13 protein-coding genes are annotated in these 13,589 nt (G+C 58.0%); 11 read left to right on the forward strand and 2 right to left on the reverse strand.

Annotation, left to right across the window (positions count from 1 at the left end):
- Window positions 1-216: 216 nt before the first annotated feature.
- Genes K0F75_RS05280 through K0F75_RS05300 form a run of 5 tightly spaced genes read left to right on the forward strand, consistent with a single transcriptional unit; the run spans window position 217 to window position 5,267 of the window.
- Complete coding sequence (locus K0F75_RS05280) at window positions 217-1,209, forward strand: 2-dehydro-3-deoxygalactonokinase (RefSeq protein WP_219060784.1); 993 nt, start codon at window positions 217-219, stop codon at window positions 1,207-1,209.
- Between the two features lies 1 nt (window position 1,210).
- Window positions 1,211-1,831, forward strand: coding sequence for a 2-dehydro-3-deoxy-6-phosphogalactonate aldolase (locus tag K0F75_RS05285; protein WP_219060785.1), 621 nt, complete (start codon window positions 1,211-1,213; stop codon window positions 1,829-1,831).
- Between the two features lie 45 nt (window positions 1,832-1,876).
- A complete protein-coding gene (gene dgoD, locus K0F75_RS05290) occupies window positions 1,877-3,025 on the forward strand; it encodes a galactonate dehydratase (RefSeq protein ID WP_219060786.1) in 1,149 nt (382 codons plus the stop codon).
- 56 nt (window positions 3,026-3,081) lie between these two features.
- A complete protein-coding gene (locus tag K0F75_RS05295) occupies window positions 3,082-4,392 on the forward strand; it encodes an MFS transporter (RefSeq protein WP_219060787.1) in 1,311 nt (436 codons plus the stop codon).
- 56 nt (window positions 4,393-4,448) lie between these two features.
- The gene (locus K0F75_RS05300; protein WP_219060788.1) at window positions 4,449-5,267 is read left to right on the forward strand and encodes an IclR family transcriptional regulator; all 819 of its coding nucleotides are present in this window, start codon (window positions 4,449-4,451) and stop codon (window positions 5,265-5,267) included.
- A gap of 1 nt (window position 5,268) precedes the next feature.
- Here the strand turns inward: K0F75_RS05300 and K0F75_RS05305 are convergent, their stop codons facing one another.
- Window positions 5,269-6,321, reverse strand: a complete 1,053-nt coding sequence (locus tag K0F75_RS05305) for an NAD(P)-dependent alcohol dehydrogenase (protein ID WP_219060789.1) — start codon at window positions 6,319-6,321, stop codon at window positions 5,269-5,271.
- 182 nt (window positions 6,322-6,503) lie between these two features.
- Here K0F75_RS05305 and K0F75_RS05310 point away from each other — a divergent pair, with 182 nt between their 5' ends.
- The gene (locus tag K0F75_RS05310; RefSeq protein ID WP_219060790.1) at window positions 6,504-7,403 is read left to right on the forward strand and encodes an AraC family transcriptional regulator; all 900 of its coding nucleotides are present in this window, start codon (window positions 6,504-6,506) and stop codon (window positions 7,401-7,403) included.
- Between the two features lie 227 nt (window positions 7,404-7,630).
- On the opposite strand, the gene K0F75_RS05315 is transcribed toward K0F75_RS05310, so the two are convergent.
- Window positions 7,631-9,295, reverse strand: coding sequence for an electron transfer flavoprotein-ubiquinone oxidoreductase (locus K0F75_RS05315; protein WP_219060791.1), 1,665 nt, complete (start codon window positions 9,293-9,295; stop codon window positions 7,631-7,633).
- A 402-nt stretch (window positions 9,296-9,697) separates the two neighbouring features.
- Here K0F75_RS05315 and K0F75_RS05320 point away from each other — a divergent pair, with 402 nt between their 5' ends.
- From K0F75_RS05320 to K0F75_RS05340, 5 genes are all read left to right on the forward strand, one after another.
- A complete protein-coding gene (locus K0F75_RS05320; protein ID WP_219060792.1) occupies window positions 9,698-10,447 on the forward strand; it encodes an electron transfer flavoprotein subunit beta/FixA family protein in 750 nt (249 codons plus the stop codon).
- A complete protein-coding gene (locus K0F75_RS05325; protein WP_219060793.1) occupies window positions 10,448-11,377 on the forward strand; it encodes an electron transfer flavoprotein subunit alpha/FixB family protein in 930 nt (309 codons plus the stop codon).
- 123 nt (window positions 11,378-11,500) lie between these two features.
- A complete protein-coding gene (locus tag K0F75_RS05330; RefSeq protein ID WP_219060794.1) occupies window positions 11,501-12,325 on the forward strand; it encodes an ABC transporter substrate-binding protein in 825 nt (274 codons plus the stop codon).
- Window positions 12,326-12,335: 10 nt separating this feature from the next.
- On the forward strand, window positions 12,336-12,689 hold the full coding sequence (locus K0F75_RS05335) for a DUF4398 domain-containing protein (protein ID WP_219060795.1): 354 nt from the start codon (window positions 12,336-12,338) through the stop codon (window positions 12,687-12,689).
- A 41-nt stretch (window positions 12,690-12,730) separates the two neighbouring features.
- Window positions 12,731-13,513, forward strand: a complete 783-nt coding sequence (locus tag K0F75_RS05340) for an OmpA family protein (protein WP_374028603.1) — start codon at window positions 12,731-12,733, stop codon at window positions 13,511-13,513.
- Window positions 13,514-13,589: the final 76 nt, after the last annotated feature.

A 13,589-nucleotide genomic window follows, 5' to 3' on the forward strand; every position in this document is an offset into this window, starting at 1 on the left:
GGATCAACGCGGGAAATGCCTAGGCAGTATGCCGTATTTGGCAGAAATGATGCCAGTGCTGACGTGCTGCGTACAGGCGCGTTTGTCGGCACTTTATTTGTGGTTTTCTTGTCCCTATATATGGGATGTGAATTTACATATTGAGATAGTCCAAACTTTGGGTCTATAGTCGTCGGGCACTCACTTATCTCGCAAAAAAATAAAACAGGTGAAGCGATGCACGCGCAATTAATCGCGCTCGATTGGGGGACAACCTCTCTGCGTGCCTATCGGCTCGGGGAACAGGGCCAGGTTCTGGAACAGCGCTCACTGAGCGCTGGCATCATGCAGTTGCCGACGGCCCCTCGGCTGATTGCTGGCGTGATGTGTGCCAACGGATTCGAACTTGCGTTTGATCAGGCGTGTGGTGATTGGCTCGACGCCCAGCCCGGGACGCCTGTCATCGCCTGCGGCATGGTTGGCAGCGCCCAGGGATGGAGTGAAGCGGTGTACCGGGAAACCCCTGCGGATGTCGCGGGTCTGAGTGCCGCCCTGCAAACCGTACGCAGTGTTCGCGGGACTGACATACACATTGTCCCCGGCGTGCTACAGCGCTCGGCCTTACCCAACGTGATGCGCGGTGAAGAAACCCAGGTCGTGGGTATTCTCGCCAGCTTGCCCGCCGAAAAAAATCACGACCCACTGTTGATCGGCCTGCCTGGCAGTCACTCGAAATGGGTGCAGGTCGCCGATGGCTGCATCGTGCATTTCGATACGTTCATGACGGGCGAGGTCTATGCCGCCCTGAGTGCACACACCATCCTCGGTCGAACCCTGCAGCACAGCGAGGCGTTCGACGCCGAGGCATTTGATCGCGGCGTCGCTGTCGCAGGGTCTGCCGACGGTGCAGCCGGGCTGCTGTCGACGATATTCAGCTGTCGGACCCTTGGCCTGACCGGCGAACTCAGCGCCACCGCTCAGTCCGACTATCTGTCTGGCCAGTTGATCGGTCACGAATTGGTCGCGCTTGTCGCCTTGCAGCGGCGGGCCCGCGAACACCTCCCTCCCATCATCCTGATCGGCAATAGCCAGCTGTGCGCGCGTTATTCACGTGCGCTGGCCGCCTGCGGTTTCGCTCAGGTGACCGTGGCCGAACAGGCCACCGAACGCGGTTTATGGCAATTGGCGGTACAGGCCAACTTGCTCAAGCCCACTCTTGCAGAGGTCTGACATGCTTAAACAAACACTGGCTAAAAACGGTTTGATCGCGATTCTTCGTGGTCTGCGTCCTGAAGAGGCGGCGTCCATCGGTGAGGTGTTGTATCAAGCTGGTTTTCGCGTCATCGAAGTGCCGCTTAACTCACCTGAGCCTTACGACAGCATCCGTATTCTGCGCGCGACGTTGCCCGCCGATTGCCTGATCGGCGCCGGCACGGTGTTGACGTCTGAGCAAGTGGGGCTGGTCAAAGAGGCGGGCGGTCAAGTGATCGTCATGCCGCACAGCGATCCCAAGGTGTTGCGTGCCGCCAAAGCAGCAGGCTTGTACTTGTCGCCGGGTGTTGCCACGCCGACCGAGGCCTTCGCCGCACTGGCTGAGGGCGCGGATGTACTCAAACTGTTCCCTGCCGAGCAAATGGGCCCGGCAGTGGTCAAGGCCTTCCTCGCTGTATTGCCGGCCGGTACCGCACTGATCCCGGTGGGCGGTATTACCCCGGACAACATGCAGGTCTTTATCGACGCCGGTGTGTCCGGTTTCGGTCTTGGCTCCGGGCTGTTCAAACCGGGGATGAGCGCCGCTGAGGTTGCCGAGCGCGCCGATGCCTACATGTCTGCATGGAATCAATTGAGCTGAGCTGATCGGCGCCCTGAGCGTCGCCTCCAATAAGAGAGCGCACACATGAAAATCACCAAACTCACGACGTTTATTGTTCCTCCACGCTGGTTGTTCCTGAAAATCGAGACCGACCAAGGCGTGACCGGTTGGGGCGAGCCAGTGGTCGAAGGCCGTGCGCACACGGTCGCTGCGGCGGTGGATGAATTGTCCGATTACCTGATTGGCAAGGACCCGCGCAACATCGAGGACATCTGGACCGTGCTCTATCGCGGCGGTTTTTATCGGGGTGGAGCGGTGCACATGAGCGCCTTGGCCGGGATTGATCAGGCGTTGTGGGACATCAAGGGCAAGGCCCTGGGGGTGTCGGTCAGCGATTTGCTTGGCGGTCAGGTGCGCGACAAGATCCGCGTATATTCCTGGATCGGCGGTGATCGCCCAGCCGACACCGCTCGCGCTGCCAAAGAGGCCGTGGACCGTGGTTTTACCGCCATCAAGATGAACGGCACCGAGGAGTTGCAGTTCCTCGACTCCTTCGAAAAAGTCGACCTGGCACTGGCCAACGTCGCCGCCGTGCGGGATGCCGTCGGGCCTAACGTCGGCATTGGCGTCGACTTCCATGGCCGGGTGCACAAACCCATGGCCAAAGTGCTGATGAAGGAACTCGATCCGTACAAGTTGATGTTCATCGAAGAGCCGGTGCTCAGCGAGAACTATGAAGCGCTCAAGGAGTTGGCGCCCCTGACCAGCACCCCGATTGCCTTGGGTGAGCGTTTGTTTTCGCGCTGGGACTTCAAGCGCGTCCTGAGCGAAGGCTACGTCGACATCATTCAGCCCGATGCCTCGCACGCAGGCGGGATTACCGAAACCCGCAAAATCGCCAACATGGCTGAAGCCTACGATGTCGCCCTCGCGCTGCATTGTCCGCTGGGGCCGATTGCCCTGGCTGCCTGTTTGCAACTGGATGCGGTTTGCTACAACGCGTTTATCCAGGAGCAGAGCCTGGGTATCCATTACAACGAAAGTAACGACCTGCTCGATTACATCAAAAACCCGGAAGTATTCGACTACGACAAAGGCTTCGTGAAGATCCCCAACGGCCCGGGTCTGGGCATCGAAATCAACGAAGAATACGTCAAGGAACGCGCCGCCATCGGTCATCGCTGGCGCAACCCGATCTGGCGCCATGCCGACGGCAGTTTTGCCGAGTGGTGATTCAGTAGCCCCCCCGTTCCGTGTTGTCCTCAAATAACCATAATAAGAGGCACCCCATGCAACCTCAGACCTTCGCAGGAAAGGCGTCGTTAGTGACGCCGACCCGTAAGCGTTTTTTCATCATGGTGCTGTTGTTCATTACGGTAGTGATCAACTACCTGGATCGCGCCAACCTGTCGATTGCCGCACCGGCCCTGACCACGGAGCTGGGGATCGATCCGATTCATGTCGGTTTGATCTTCTCTGCTTTCGGCTGGACCTACGCCGCCATGCAGATCCCCGGCGGCTGGCTGGTGGACCGCGTACCGCCGCGGATTCTCTATGCCGTCGCGCTGTTGCTGTGGTCACTGGCGACCATCATGCTCGGCTTCGCGGCCAGCTTTATCGCACTGTTTGTTCTGCGTATGGCGGTAGGCGCCCTGGAAGCGCCGGCTTATCCGATCAATAGCCGCGTGGTAACTACTTGGTTCCCGGAGCGTGAGCGGGCGACGGCGATTGGGTTTTATACGTCCGGGCAATTTGTCGGGTTGGCATTTCTAACGCCGGTTCTGGCCTGGTTGCAGGCGCAGTATGGCTGGCACATGGTTTTCGTCAGCACCGGTGCCGTGGGTGTCATCTGGGCACTGGTGTGGTTTCTGGTCTATCGCGAGCCGCGTGATTTCAAAGGCGTCAATCAGGCGGAAATCGAGTTGATTCGCGACGGGGGCGGGCTGGTGGATATCCAGACCAATGCCGAGAAAAACAAACGCGGCTTCAGTTGGCCAGATCTGGGGATCGTCCTGAGCAAGCGCAAGCTCTGGGGCATCTATCTGGGCCAGTTCTGTCTGAACTCGACGCTGTGGTTCTTCCTGACCTGGTTCCCGACGTACCTGGTGAAGTACCGTGGGATGGACTTCATCAAATCCGGTTTACTGGCCTCACTGCCTTTTCTTGCCGCGTTCATTGGTGTGCTTTGTTCGGGTTTCTTCTCCGATTGGTTGATCCGTCGCGGCAACAGTGTCGGTTTTGCCCGCAAGTTGCCGATTATTGGCGGGCTGTTGATTTCAACCTCAATCATTGGCGCCAACTACGTCGAGTCGACACCGCTGGTGATCGCCTTCCTCGCGCTGGCGTTCTTCGGTAACGGGCTGGCGTCGATCACTTGGTCGCTGGTGTCGACTCTGGCGCCCGCCCGATTGCTGGGATTGACCGGCGGCACCTTCAATTTCATCGGCAACCTGGCGGCGATCACCACGCCCATCGTGATCGGTTTTCTGGCAACAGGGGATTCCTTTGCCCCCGCGATCACCTACGTAGCCGTGTTGGCGCTGGTGGGCGCGCTGTCGTACATCCTGTTGGTGGGGAAGGTCGAGCGCATCGAGTTGTAACCGAGGCAAGCTGGCGACAATAATGCCGTCAGCTTTCTGACTGGATAAGGCGTGATATGCAGCACGATTCACTCAACCCTGCGATAAGCAACGCCACCAAGGACGTCGCGCCAACCGGTACCCAAACCCTGCTGCGTGGGCTTGGCGTGGTTCAGGCCGTGGCCAGCGGTGCCCGTGACCTCAAGGAAATTGCCCGGGTTATCGGCACCACGCGCAGCACGACCCATCGTCTGGTCAGTTGTCTGGTGGAGGAACGTTATCTGCGGGTCTTGCCACAGGTGGGTTACCTGCTCGGGCCAAAGCTGATCGAGCTGGGTTTTCAGGCCCGTGAGGAAGTGCCGCTGGCAATGTTGGCGCGTCCGTATCTCGACGAGTTGTCAGCGCTGACCGGGGATACCGTGCACTTGGCGATTCGTGAGGGTGATGACGTGTTGTATCTGCACAAAAACCCGGGCCGCAATGGTCCCGAAATGCGCTCGCGGGTCGGTCACCGTATGCCGTTGGCGCGCACCGGGATTGGCAAGGCGTTGATGATTGATTGCACGCAGGACGAGTGGCAGCGTCTGTATCAGATCAGCTTGCCAGTCGGCGGAAAATCTATGGTGTGGCCGCAGCATCAGGAGCAGTCCTGGGAACAGTTCTGGCAGCGAATGCTGGACTATGTCGCGGGCGGCTATGCGTTTGATCTGGAGGACAACGAACCGTCGATTCGCTGTGTTGCCGCGCCGGTACGTGATGCCAGCAACCGAATCGTTGCCGGCATCAGTATTGCCAGTACCGTGCCTTACATGCCCCTGGAGAAAATGGCCGAGCTGATCCCGCTGATCAAACAGACTGCAGCGCGACTCTCGGCCGAGTTAGGGGCCAAAGCCTGATTCAGGCTTTCAAACTCGCCATATCGATGACGAAACGGTACTTCACGTCGCCCGCGACCACTCGGGTAAAGGCGTCGTTGATGTTGCGGATGTCGAGCATCTCGATGTCGCAGGTGATGCCATGCTCGGCGCAGAAGTCCAGGACTTCCTGGGTTTCCGCCATGCCGCCGATCATCGAGCCTGCCAGCACCCGACGTTTCGTGACCAGGTTGGCCGAATGCACTGGGGGTTCCACCGGCTCGACCAGCCCGACCAGAATATGCACACCGTCGAAACGCAGGGTCTGCAGGTAGGGGTTGAGGTCGTGTTGCACCGGAATGGTGTCCAGCAGGAAGTCGAAATGGCCGGCTGCTGCTGCCATCTGTTTGGCGTCGGTTGAAACAATTACATGGTCGGCGCCCTGACGACGGCCTTCCTCAGCCTTGGCCTCGGAGCGGGTGAACAGGGTCACTTCGGCGCCCATGGCTTTGGCGAATTTGATGCCCATGTGACCCAGGCCGCCCATGCCGAGAATGCCGACCTTGTCGCCCGGTTTCACGTTGTAGTGCTTGAGTGGCGAGTACGTGGTGATCCCGGCGCACAGAATTGGCGCCGCGCTGGCCAGGTCCAGTTTCTCTGGAATGCGCACGACGAATCGCTCGCTGACCACGATGCTGTCGGAGTAACCACCCATGGTGATGCTGCCGTCGACGCGGTCTTTCGATGCGTAAGTCTGAGTCGGCCCTTCCAGGCAATACTGCTCCAGGTCAGCCTTGCAGGCTTCGCACTGGCGGCAGGAATCGACCATGCAACCGACCCCGACCTTATCGCCGACTTTGTAGCGGCTGACGTCTGCACCGACAGCGGTCACCTTGCCAACGATCTCGTGGCCTGGCATCAAGGGATAGACGGCGATCCCCCATTCGTTGCGCGCCTGGTGGATATCGGAGTGGCAGACGCCGCAGTAGAGAATCTCGATGGCCACGTCATCGGCCCGAGGGCTGCGGCGTTCGAAGTTCATGGGGGCGAGGGGGGCGGTGGCCGACTGGGCGGCGTAACCGATGGCTTTATACATAGTGAACCTCGCAAAACAATGACTGGGTGATGCGAACCATTGTCCCCGTGCATGGCATGACCGGCCATGGTCATTCCTCCGGCTATCTTGCCTATTCCTCCGGCATCAGCGCTGATTGGCTGTTTTGTTGGGCGGATCTGCGATGATGGCGCTGTCTATTCCTCTTGCGAAGCTGGATTCCCATGTTGTTGACCCGCCACGTTGATGCCAACGCAACACTGGTCTCGTTGATTCGGCCGCTCGCCACTCGTCCGGGATTTCTGCCGACGCTATTGCCTGAGGTGCAGATTGTCTCGGCCCGAAGCAATGTGGCGCGTTGCCCACAGATCTACGAGCCGAGCCTGATGATCATTGCCCAAGGCAGCAAACTGGCCTACCTGGGGCCGCGCACTCTGGAATATGGCGCTGGACGATATCTGGTTCAGGCGTTGTCGATGCCCTTCGAGTGCGAAACCTTTGCCACGCCCGAAGTGCCGTTGCTCGGCGTCGCGATTGGCATTGACCGGAGCATGCTGGGGGAGTTGGTGCTGGCCATGGGGCTAATGCCGGGGCGTGACACTCAACCCCAGACCCTGGAGTCCATGAGCTCCGCCGAGCTTGACGCGGGCATGCGCGAAAGTGTCGAGCGCTTGTTGCGGTGCCTGCATGATCCGATGGAATGTCAGATCATGGGCCGCACGCGTTTGCGTGAGGTGCTGTATGCCGCGCTGCGTGGCCCTCAGGCCAGTGTGTTGCGGGCGTTGGTCGAGCAGCAAGGGCCGTTCGCCCGTGTTGCTGCATCGTTGAGCCATTTGCATACGCACTATGCCGAGCCGCTCAGCGTCGAGACCCTGGCTCGCTGCGCAAACATGAGTGCCTCGACCTTCCATGAACACTTCAAGCGCGGCACCCTATTGTCCCCGGTGCAGTACCTGAAGCGCCTACGGCTGCTCAAGGCGCAACGGATGTTGATCGCCGAAGGCATCGGCGTGGCGCAGGTTGCCCTGCGCGTGGGGTATCAAAGCACGTCGCAATTCAGTCGGGAATATAAGCGCTACTTTGAACACAGCCCTGGAGACGAAGTGATTGGCGCGCATCCATGATGCTGATCGTTCAGGTGCGGACCGGAGGTTTTTCAGACTCAACAAAAAGGCTCCGAACAGGCTGTGTGAAAACGTAGCGAGCGAAGGCAAGACAAGGCAAAAACAGGCGAGGAAGCGGAGTCTACGTGTTGTAAATGAGCATTCCGAGCCTGTTTTTAACGCAGTATTGTCGAGCGCAGTAGTTTTCACACAGTCTGCAAAGGAGCCTTGATGTGTGATCGCCAGCCTTACATGTTCGGGTAAGTCGGACCACCACTGCCTTCAGGCGCTACCCAGGTGATGTTCTGGGAAGGGTCCTTGATGTCGCAGGTTTTGCAATGCACGCAGTTCTGCGCGTTGATCTGGAAGCGTTTTTCGCCGTCTTCCTTGGTGATCACTTCATACACGCCGGCAGGGCAGTAGCGCTGGGCCGGTTCGTCGTACAGCGGCAAGTTGGTGCCAATCGGGATGCTCGGATCGGCCAGCTTCAGGTGGCAGGGTTGTTCCTCTTCATGGTTGGTGTTGGAGAGAAATACCGAGCTGAGCTTGTCGAAGCTGAGCTTGCCATCGGGGCGTGGGTAATCGATCTTTTTCGAGTCGGCCGCGAGCTTCATGCACGCATAATCCGGCTTGGTGTCGTGCAGGGTGAACGGGATCTTGCCGCCAAAGAAGTTCTGATCGATGAAGTTGAATGCACCGCCGAGGATCGGACCGAACTTGTGCAGCGCCGGGCCGAAGTTACGGCTGGCGAACAGTTCGTCATAGAGCCAGCTGGCTTTGAAGGCCTCAACGTAAGTGTTCAGTTCGTCGCCGCCTTCCTTACCGGCGAAGAGGGCATCAGCCACCGAATCAGCCGCGAGCATGCCGGATTTCATGGCGGTATGGCTGCCCTTGATCTTGGCGAAGTTCAAGGTGCCGAGGTCGCAGCCGATCAGCGCGCCGCCCGGGAAGACCATTTTCGGCAGCGAATTCAGGCCGCCCTTGCAGATGGCGCGTGCGCCGTAGCTGATGCGCTTGCCGCCTTCCAGGTACTGCTTGATTACCGGGTGGTGCTTGAGGCGCTGGAATTCATCGAACGGTGACAGGAACGCATTGGAGTAGGACAGATCGACGATCAGGCCGACCACCACCTGATTGTTTTCCAGGTGATAAAGGAACGAACCGCCAGTGTTCTCGGTGCCCATTACGTCCAATGGCCAGCCAGCGGTGTGTACCACCAGACCTTGCTCGTGTTTGGCCGGGTCGACTTCCCAGATTTCTTTGAGGCCGATACCGTAATGCTGCGCATCGGCGTCGGTATCGAGGTTGAAGCGCTTGAGCAGTTGTTTACCGATATGCCCACGGCAACCTTCGGCGAACAGCGTGTACTTGCCGCGCAGTTCCATGCCGGGGGTGAAGTAACCCTCTTTAGGATGGCCTTCACGGTCAACGCCCAGGTCGCCGGTAATGATCCCGCGGACCACACCGTTCTCGTCGAACAATGCTTCCTGGGCGGCGAAGCCCGGGTAGATTTCGACACCCAGGTTTTCAGCCTGCTGAGCCAGCCAGCGGCACAGATTGCCCAGGGAAATGATGTAGTTACCTTCGTTGTGCATGGTTTTAGGCACAAAGAGGTTGGGTACTTTAGTTGCGCTGTCGGCACTTTTGAGTACGAAGATATCGTCGCGCTTGACCGGGGTGTTCAGCGGCGCGCCGAGTTCTTTCCAGTTCGGAAACAATTCGTTCAGGGCGCGAGGTTCGAACACGGCACCGGATAAAATGTGCGCACCCACTTCAGAGCCTTTTTCCACCACGCAGACGCTGATTTCCTTTCCGGCTTCGGCGGCCTTCTGTTTCAGTCGGCAAGCGGCGGAAAGACCCGCGGGGCCTGCGCCGACGATGACGACGTCGAATTCCATGTATTCGCGTTCCACAGGCTATCTCCTACTCAGGGCTCAACAGTTTTTTTTATATGAAGCAACTAGCGCGGGTCGCGAGTAACATTGGCTGACCTGCGCGCCGCAAAGGCACGCATTATATCTGGACCATCGCTCAGGTCCAATACAAACGTTTGTTTGAATTTGCTGGAAGCCAGATAAATCAAAGACGCGCTGCTCATATCTGACCATTTTGGCGTATTGACCAGAAAAGACGTTCCGGTCAAGATACGGGCGGTTTTGCGCTCGCCGTAGGCTGACCGCTGGTTTCAAGGGCACCTCTAAAAAGCGTTGTGAACGCAGTACAGTTGTTTTTAGAGGTGTCCTTTTTGCCGACGTGTATCAATCGCCAGGTCCGCCCGGGCGATTTTCTTTTCACCGGAGAGTAACGAGGAATCCATGAAGGTTCTTGTAGCTGTCAAACGAGTGGTCGACTACAACGTCAAGGTTCGCGTCAAAGCGGACAACTCCGGCGTCGATCTCGCTAACGTCAAAATGTCGATGAACCCCTTCTGCGAAATCGCTGTGGAAGAAGCCGTCCGCCTGAAAGAAAAAGGCGTTGCGACCGAGATCGTCGTCGTTTCCATTGGTCCGACCACCGCTCAGGAGCAACTGCGTACCGCATTGGCTCTGGGTGCTGATCGCGCCATCCTCGTTGAGTGTGCCGACGAGCTGAATTCCCTGGCGGTGGCCAAGCTGCTCAAGGCGGTGGTCGACAAAGAACAACCGCAGTTGGTGATCCTGGGTAAACAGGCCATCGACAGCGACAACAACCAGACTGGCCAGATGCTGGCTGCACTGAGCGGCTACGCCCAGGGCACCTTCGCCTCTAAAGTCGAAGTGTCTGGCGACAAAGTCAGCGTCACGCGTGAAGTCGACGCCGGCCTGCAGACTGTGTCCCTGAGCCTGCCAGCGATCGTGACCACAGACCTGCGTCTGAACGAGCCACGCTACGCCTCCTTGCCAAACATCATGAAAGCCAAGAAGAAGCCTCTTGAAGTGCTGACTCCGGACGCTTTGGGCGTTTCTACCGCCTCCACGACCAAAACCCTGAAAGTTGAAGCGCCGGCTACTCGCAGCGCAGGCATCAAGGTCAAGTCGGTGGCTGAACTGGTCGAGAAACTGAAAAACGAAGCGAAGGTAATCTAAATGACTATCTTGGTTATTGCTGAACATGAAAATGGTGTCGTTGCCCCGGCAACCCTGAACACCGTGGCTGCCGCTGTAAAAATCGGTGGTGATATTCACGTACTGGTGGCCGGTGCCAACGTTGGCGCTATCGCTGAAGCTGCCGCGAAAATCGCCGGTGTTTCGAAGGTGTTGGTTGCTGATAATGCGGCTTACGCCCATCAGTTGCCGGAAAACGTCGCACCGCTGGTTGCCGAGCTGGGCAAGGCTTACAGCCACATCCTGGCTGCTGCTACGTCCAACGGTAAAAACATCCTGCCGCGTGTTGCTGCGCAACTGGACGTTGACCAGATCTCCGAGATCATAGCCGTTGAAAGCGCTGACACCTTCAAGCGTCCGATCTATGCCGGTAACGCCATTGCGACAGTGCAGTCTTCGGCTGCTGTCAAAGTGATCACCGTGCGTGCTACGGGTTTTGATCCGGTTGCTGCTGAAGGCGGTTCCGCTGCAGTTGAAGCAGTTTCGGCTGCTCACGATGCTGGCAAGTCCACCTTCGTTAGCGAAGAACTGGCCAAGTCCGATCGTCCAGAACTGACCGCTGCCAAAATCGTCGTTTCCGGCGGTCGTGGCATGCAGAATGGCGAGAACTTCAAGCACCTGTACGCCTTGGCCGACAAGCTGGGCGCTGCGGTGGGTGCTTCGCGCGCCGCAGTCGACGCAGGTTTCGTACCGAACGACATGCAGGTCGGTCAGACCGGCAAAATCGTTGCGCCACAGCTGTACATTGCGGTCGGTATTTCCGGCGCGATCCAGCATTTGGCCGGTATGAAAGACTCCAAAGTGATCGTTGCGATCAACAAGGACGAAGAAGCGCCGATCTTCCAGGTGGCTGATTACGGCCTGGTTGCTGATTTGTTCGAAGCCATACCTGAGTTTGAGAAGCTGGTTTAATCCAGGCTCTTCACTTATAAAGAGAACCCGTTCATTTCGGGCTATGTGAAATTGCGCTACGCCGCAGATTCCCATGGCCTTCGATGAGCGGGTTTTTTATTGGATTCGATTAAGGATTGACCTATGAGCAGGCCTCGGCTGCTATTGCCATCGCTTCTTTTAGGCGTGTTCATGCTGCCATCACTGAGTTTCGCCGCCGGCAAATGTGAGCGTCTGATCGTGACAGGCAGCCCCGATGCGCCGCCTTATCTATGGCGTGACCCCCAGGATCCGAAGCACCTGATGGGCGCCAATGCCGACCTGCTCAAGCAAGCTGCGCAGGAATTGGGCCTGAAAGTAGAGTTGCTGTATGCAGGTAAGCGCAGTCAGGCGCTGGAAGAAGTGCGCAGTGGGCGCATGGACCTGTTGGCCGACGCACCGTTGAAGTCGTCGGAGCTTGAATCGCTCGATTACATTCATCCTTCGATCACCCAGAACGAAATCGTTGTCTGGACTCGACATGATCATGCGCAGCCGTTCAATGTGCTCGCCGACCTGCGCGATCACCCGGGCGCGGTATCGAACAAAATTCGCCTCACGCAACCCTTTGAGGCGCTAGTCAGTGAGCATCTGAAACTGGAGCGCACCGAGAGTCTGACCCAGGCGTTTCAAAAATTGATCCTGGGGCAGGTTGAATATGTACTGGCGGGGCGTTACGCCGGGCTGGCGATGGTCCAGGCGTTGGGGGTGTCGGCGGACCTGATTGCGCAGCCTTTGCCACTGGATAAACCGGGGCTGTACCTGGCGTTGTCATTCAATTCAGCCTGCAATGATCCTTGGTTGCGCGGACAGCTGGCTAAAAAGATGACAGAATCGGCCGCCTCCGGCCTGTCAGGCGAGGCGGTGAAGCGCAATCTGGAACTCTGGAAAGCGCAGTTGCTGCTGCCGGCCAGCGCCCCAAACAAGTAGGAATGTTTTCGTGAGTATTCGAGCTTTATTCGCCGCCACAGCCTTTGCTGCTCTGGTCGGCTGTGCCAACGATCCGGCACCGATCGAACAGTTACGACTGACCGAGCAAGCAGTGGAGCAAGCCAAAGCGGTGGGTGCCACCGAAGAAATACCAGAGCTGACACTGGCCCAATCAAAACTGATTCAGGCTCGCGCCGACATGGCCGACCAGTCATTCAAAGAGGCGCGCATGCAGGCCGAGCAGTCGGAACTCGATGCGCGGCTCGCCGAAGCGCGCGTCCTGACCCAGAAGAGTCAGGAGCAAATAACGCAGATGAACACTCGCCTCAATCGTTTGCGTAAGCAAGTGGGAGGCGTTCAGTGAGTCGCTCAGTGAGTCGTATCCCTCGTATCATCGGCGTAGCCATGCTGCTGGGTTCGGCAGGCCTTTACGGTTGTGCAGGGCATCAGGACAGCGAGCGTGCAGTGCAGCAAGCCAGTGTCGACTTCCAGAAAGTCAGGGAAGATACCAACGTTCTGCGCGGCGCCCCCAAGGATGTTATCCGTGCCGGCGAATTGTTAGGGCGTGCCGAGCGTTTGTCCGGCTATTGGGGCAGTGGCGCAGACGTCAGCCATTACGCTTACCTTAGCCGCCGCTACAGCGAAATTGCTCGCGAACACACGAACCTGATGCTCAATCAGGAACAGTTGGCCAAGTCGGAGCTAGACCGTCAACGCCTGCAACTTGCGTTGCGTGAAGCCAAATTATCCAGTGTGCAGCAGCAAGGCAAATGGCTGGAGGAGCAGATGGTTGCCTTGGCCACCATCCAGACCGATCGCGGTCTGGTCATGACCTTGGGCGACGTTCTATTTGATACGGGAAACGCAGAGCTAAAAAGTTCGGCCAATCGCACGGTGCTCAAGTTGGTGCAATTTCTCCAGCTTAATCCCAAGCGTGTCGTGCGGATCGAGGGCTATACCGACAGCACGGGCGGCAAGCAGGAAAACCTTCAGCTTTCCAGGGATCGGGCGCAGTCGGTGGCTGATTTGCTGATGGATCTGGGCATTGACGAGAAGCGTCTTCAGGTCGAAGGCTATGGGGATGAGTTCCCTGTCGACGCGAACGCTTCGGAGCGCGGAAGGGCGCAGAATCGTCGGGTTGAAATCGTATTCTCCGACGACAAAGGCCATTTGGGGGCGGCGCGCTAAGCGTTCTCGTTAAAAAACCCGGTAACCGCAAGGTGCCGGGTTTTTTTGAGTAAAAATTGGGATGGATAGCGGGTTT

The organism is Pseudomonas sp. UMAB-08 (assembly GCF_900095225.1).
In the GTDB taxonomy this organism is placed as follows: Bacteria; Pseudomonadota; Gammaproteobacteria; order Pseudomonadales; family Pseudomonadaceae; genus Aquipseudomonas.

What these genes read in the sequence shown, in the direction of transcription:
- K0F75_RS05280 (WP_219060784.1), top strand. Translation starts at nt 217, where the DNA reads ATGCACGCGCAATTAATCGCGCTCGATTGGGGGACAACCTCTCTGCGT.
- K0F75_RS05285 (WP_219060785.1), top strand. Translation starts at nt 1,211, where the DNA reads ATGCTTAAACAAACACTGGCTAAAAACGGTTTGATCGCGATTCTTCGT.
- dgoD (WP_219060786.1), top strand. Translation starts at nt 1,877, where the DNA reads ATGAAAATCACCAAACTCACGACGTTTATTGTTCCTCCACGCTGGTTG.
- K0F75_RS05295 (WP_219060787.1), top strand. Translation starts at nt 3,082, where the DNA reads ATGCAACCTCAGACCTTCGCAGGAAAGGCGTCGTTAGTGACGCCGACC.
- K0F75_RS05300 (WP_219060788.1), top strand. Translation starts at nt 4,449, where the DNA reads ATGCAGCACGATTCACTCAACCCTGCGATAAGCAACGCCACCAAGGAC.
- K0F75_RS05305 (WP_219060789.1), bottom strand. Translation starts at nt 6,321, where the DNA reads ATGTATAAAGCCATCGGTTACGCCGCCCAGTCGGCCACCGCCCCCCTC.
- K0F75_RS05310 (WP_219060790.1), top strand. Translation starts at nt 6,504, where the DNA reads ATGTTGTTGACCCGCCACGTTGATGCCAACGCAACACTGGTCTCGTTG.
- K0F75_RS05320 (WP_219060792.1), top strand. Translation starts at nt 9,698, where the DNA reads ATGAAGGTTCTTGTAGCTGTCAAACGAGTGGTCGACTACAACGTCAAG.
- K0F75_RS05325 (WP_219060793.1), top strand. Translation starts at nt 10,448, where the DNA reads ATGACTATCTTGGTTATTGCTGAACATGAAAATGGTGTCGTTGCCCCG.
- K0F75_RS05330 (WP_219060794.1), top strand. Translation starts at nt 11,501, where the DNA reads ATGAGCAGGCCTCGGCTGCTATTGCCATCGCTTCTTTTAGGCGTGTTC.
- K0F75_RS05340 (WP_374028603.1), top strand. Translation starts at nt 12,731, where the DNA reads ATGCTGCTGGGTTCGGCAGGCCTTTACGGTTGTGCAGGGCATCAGGAC.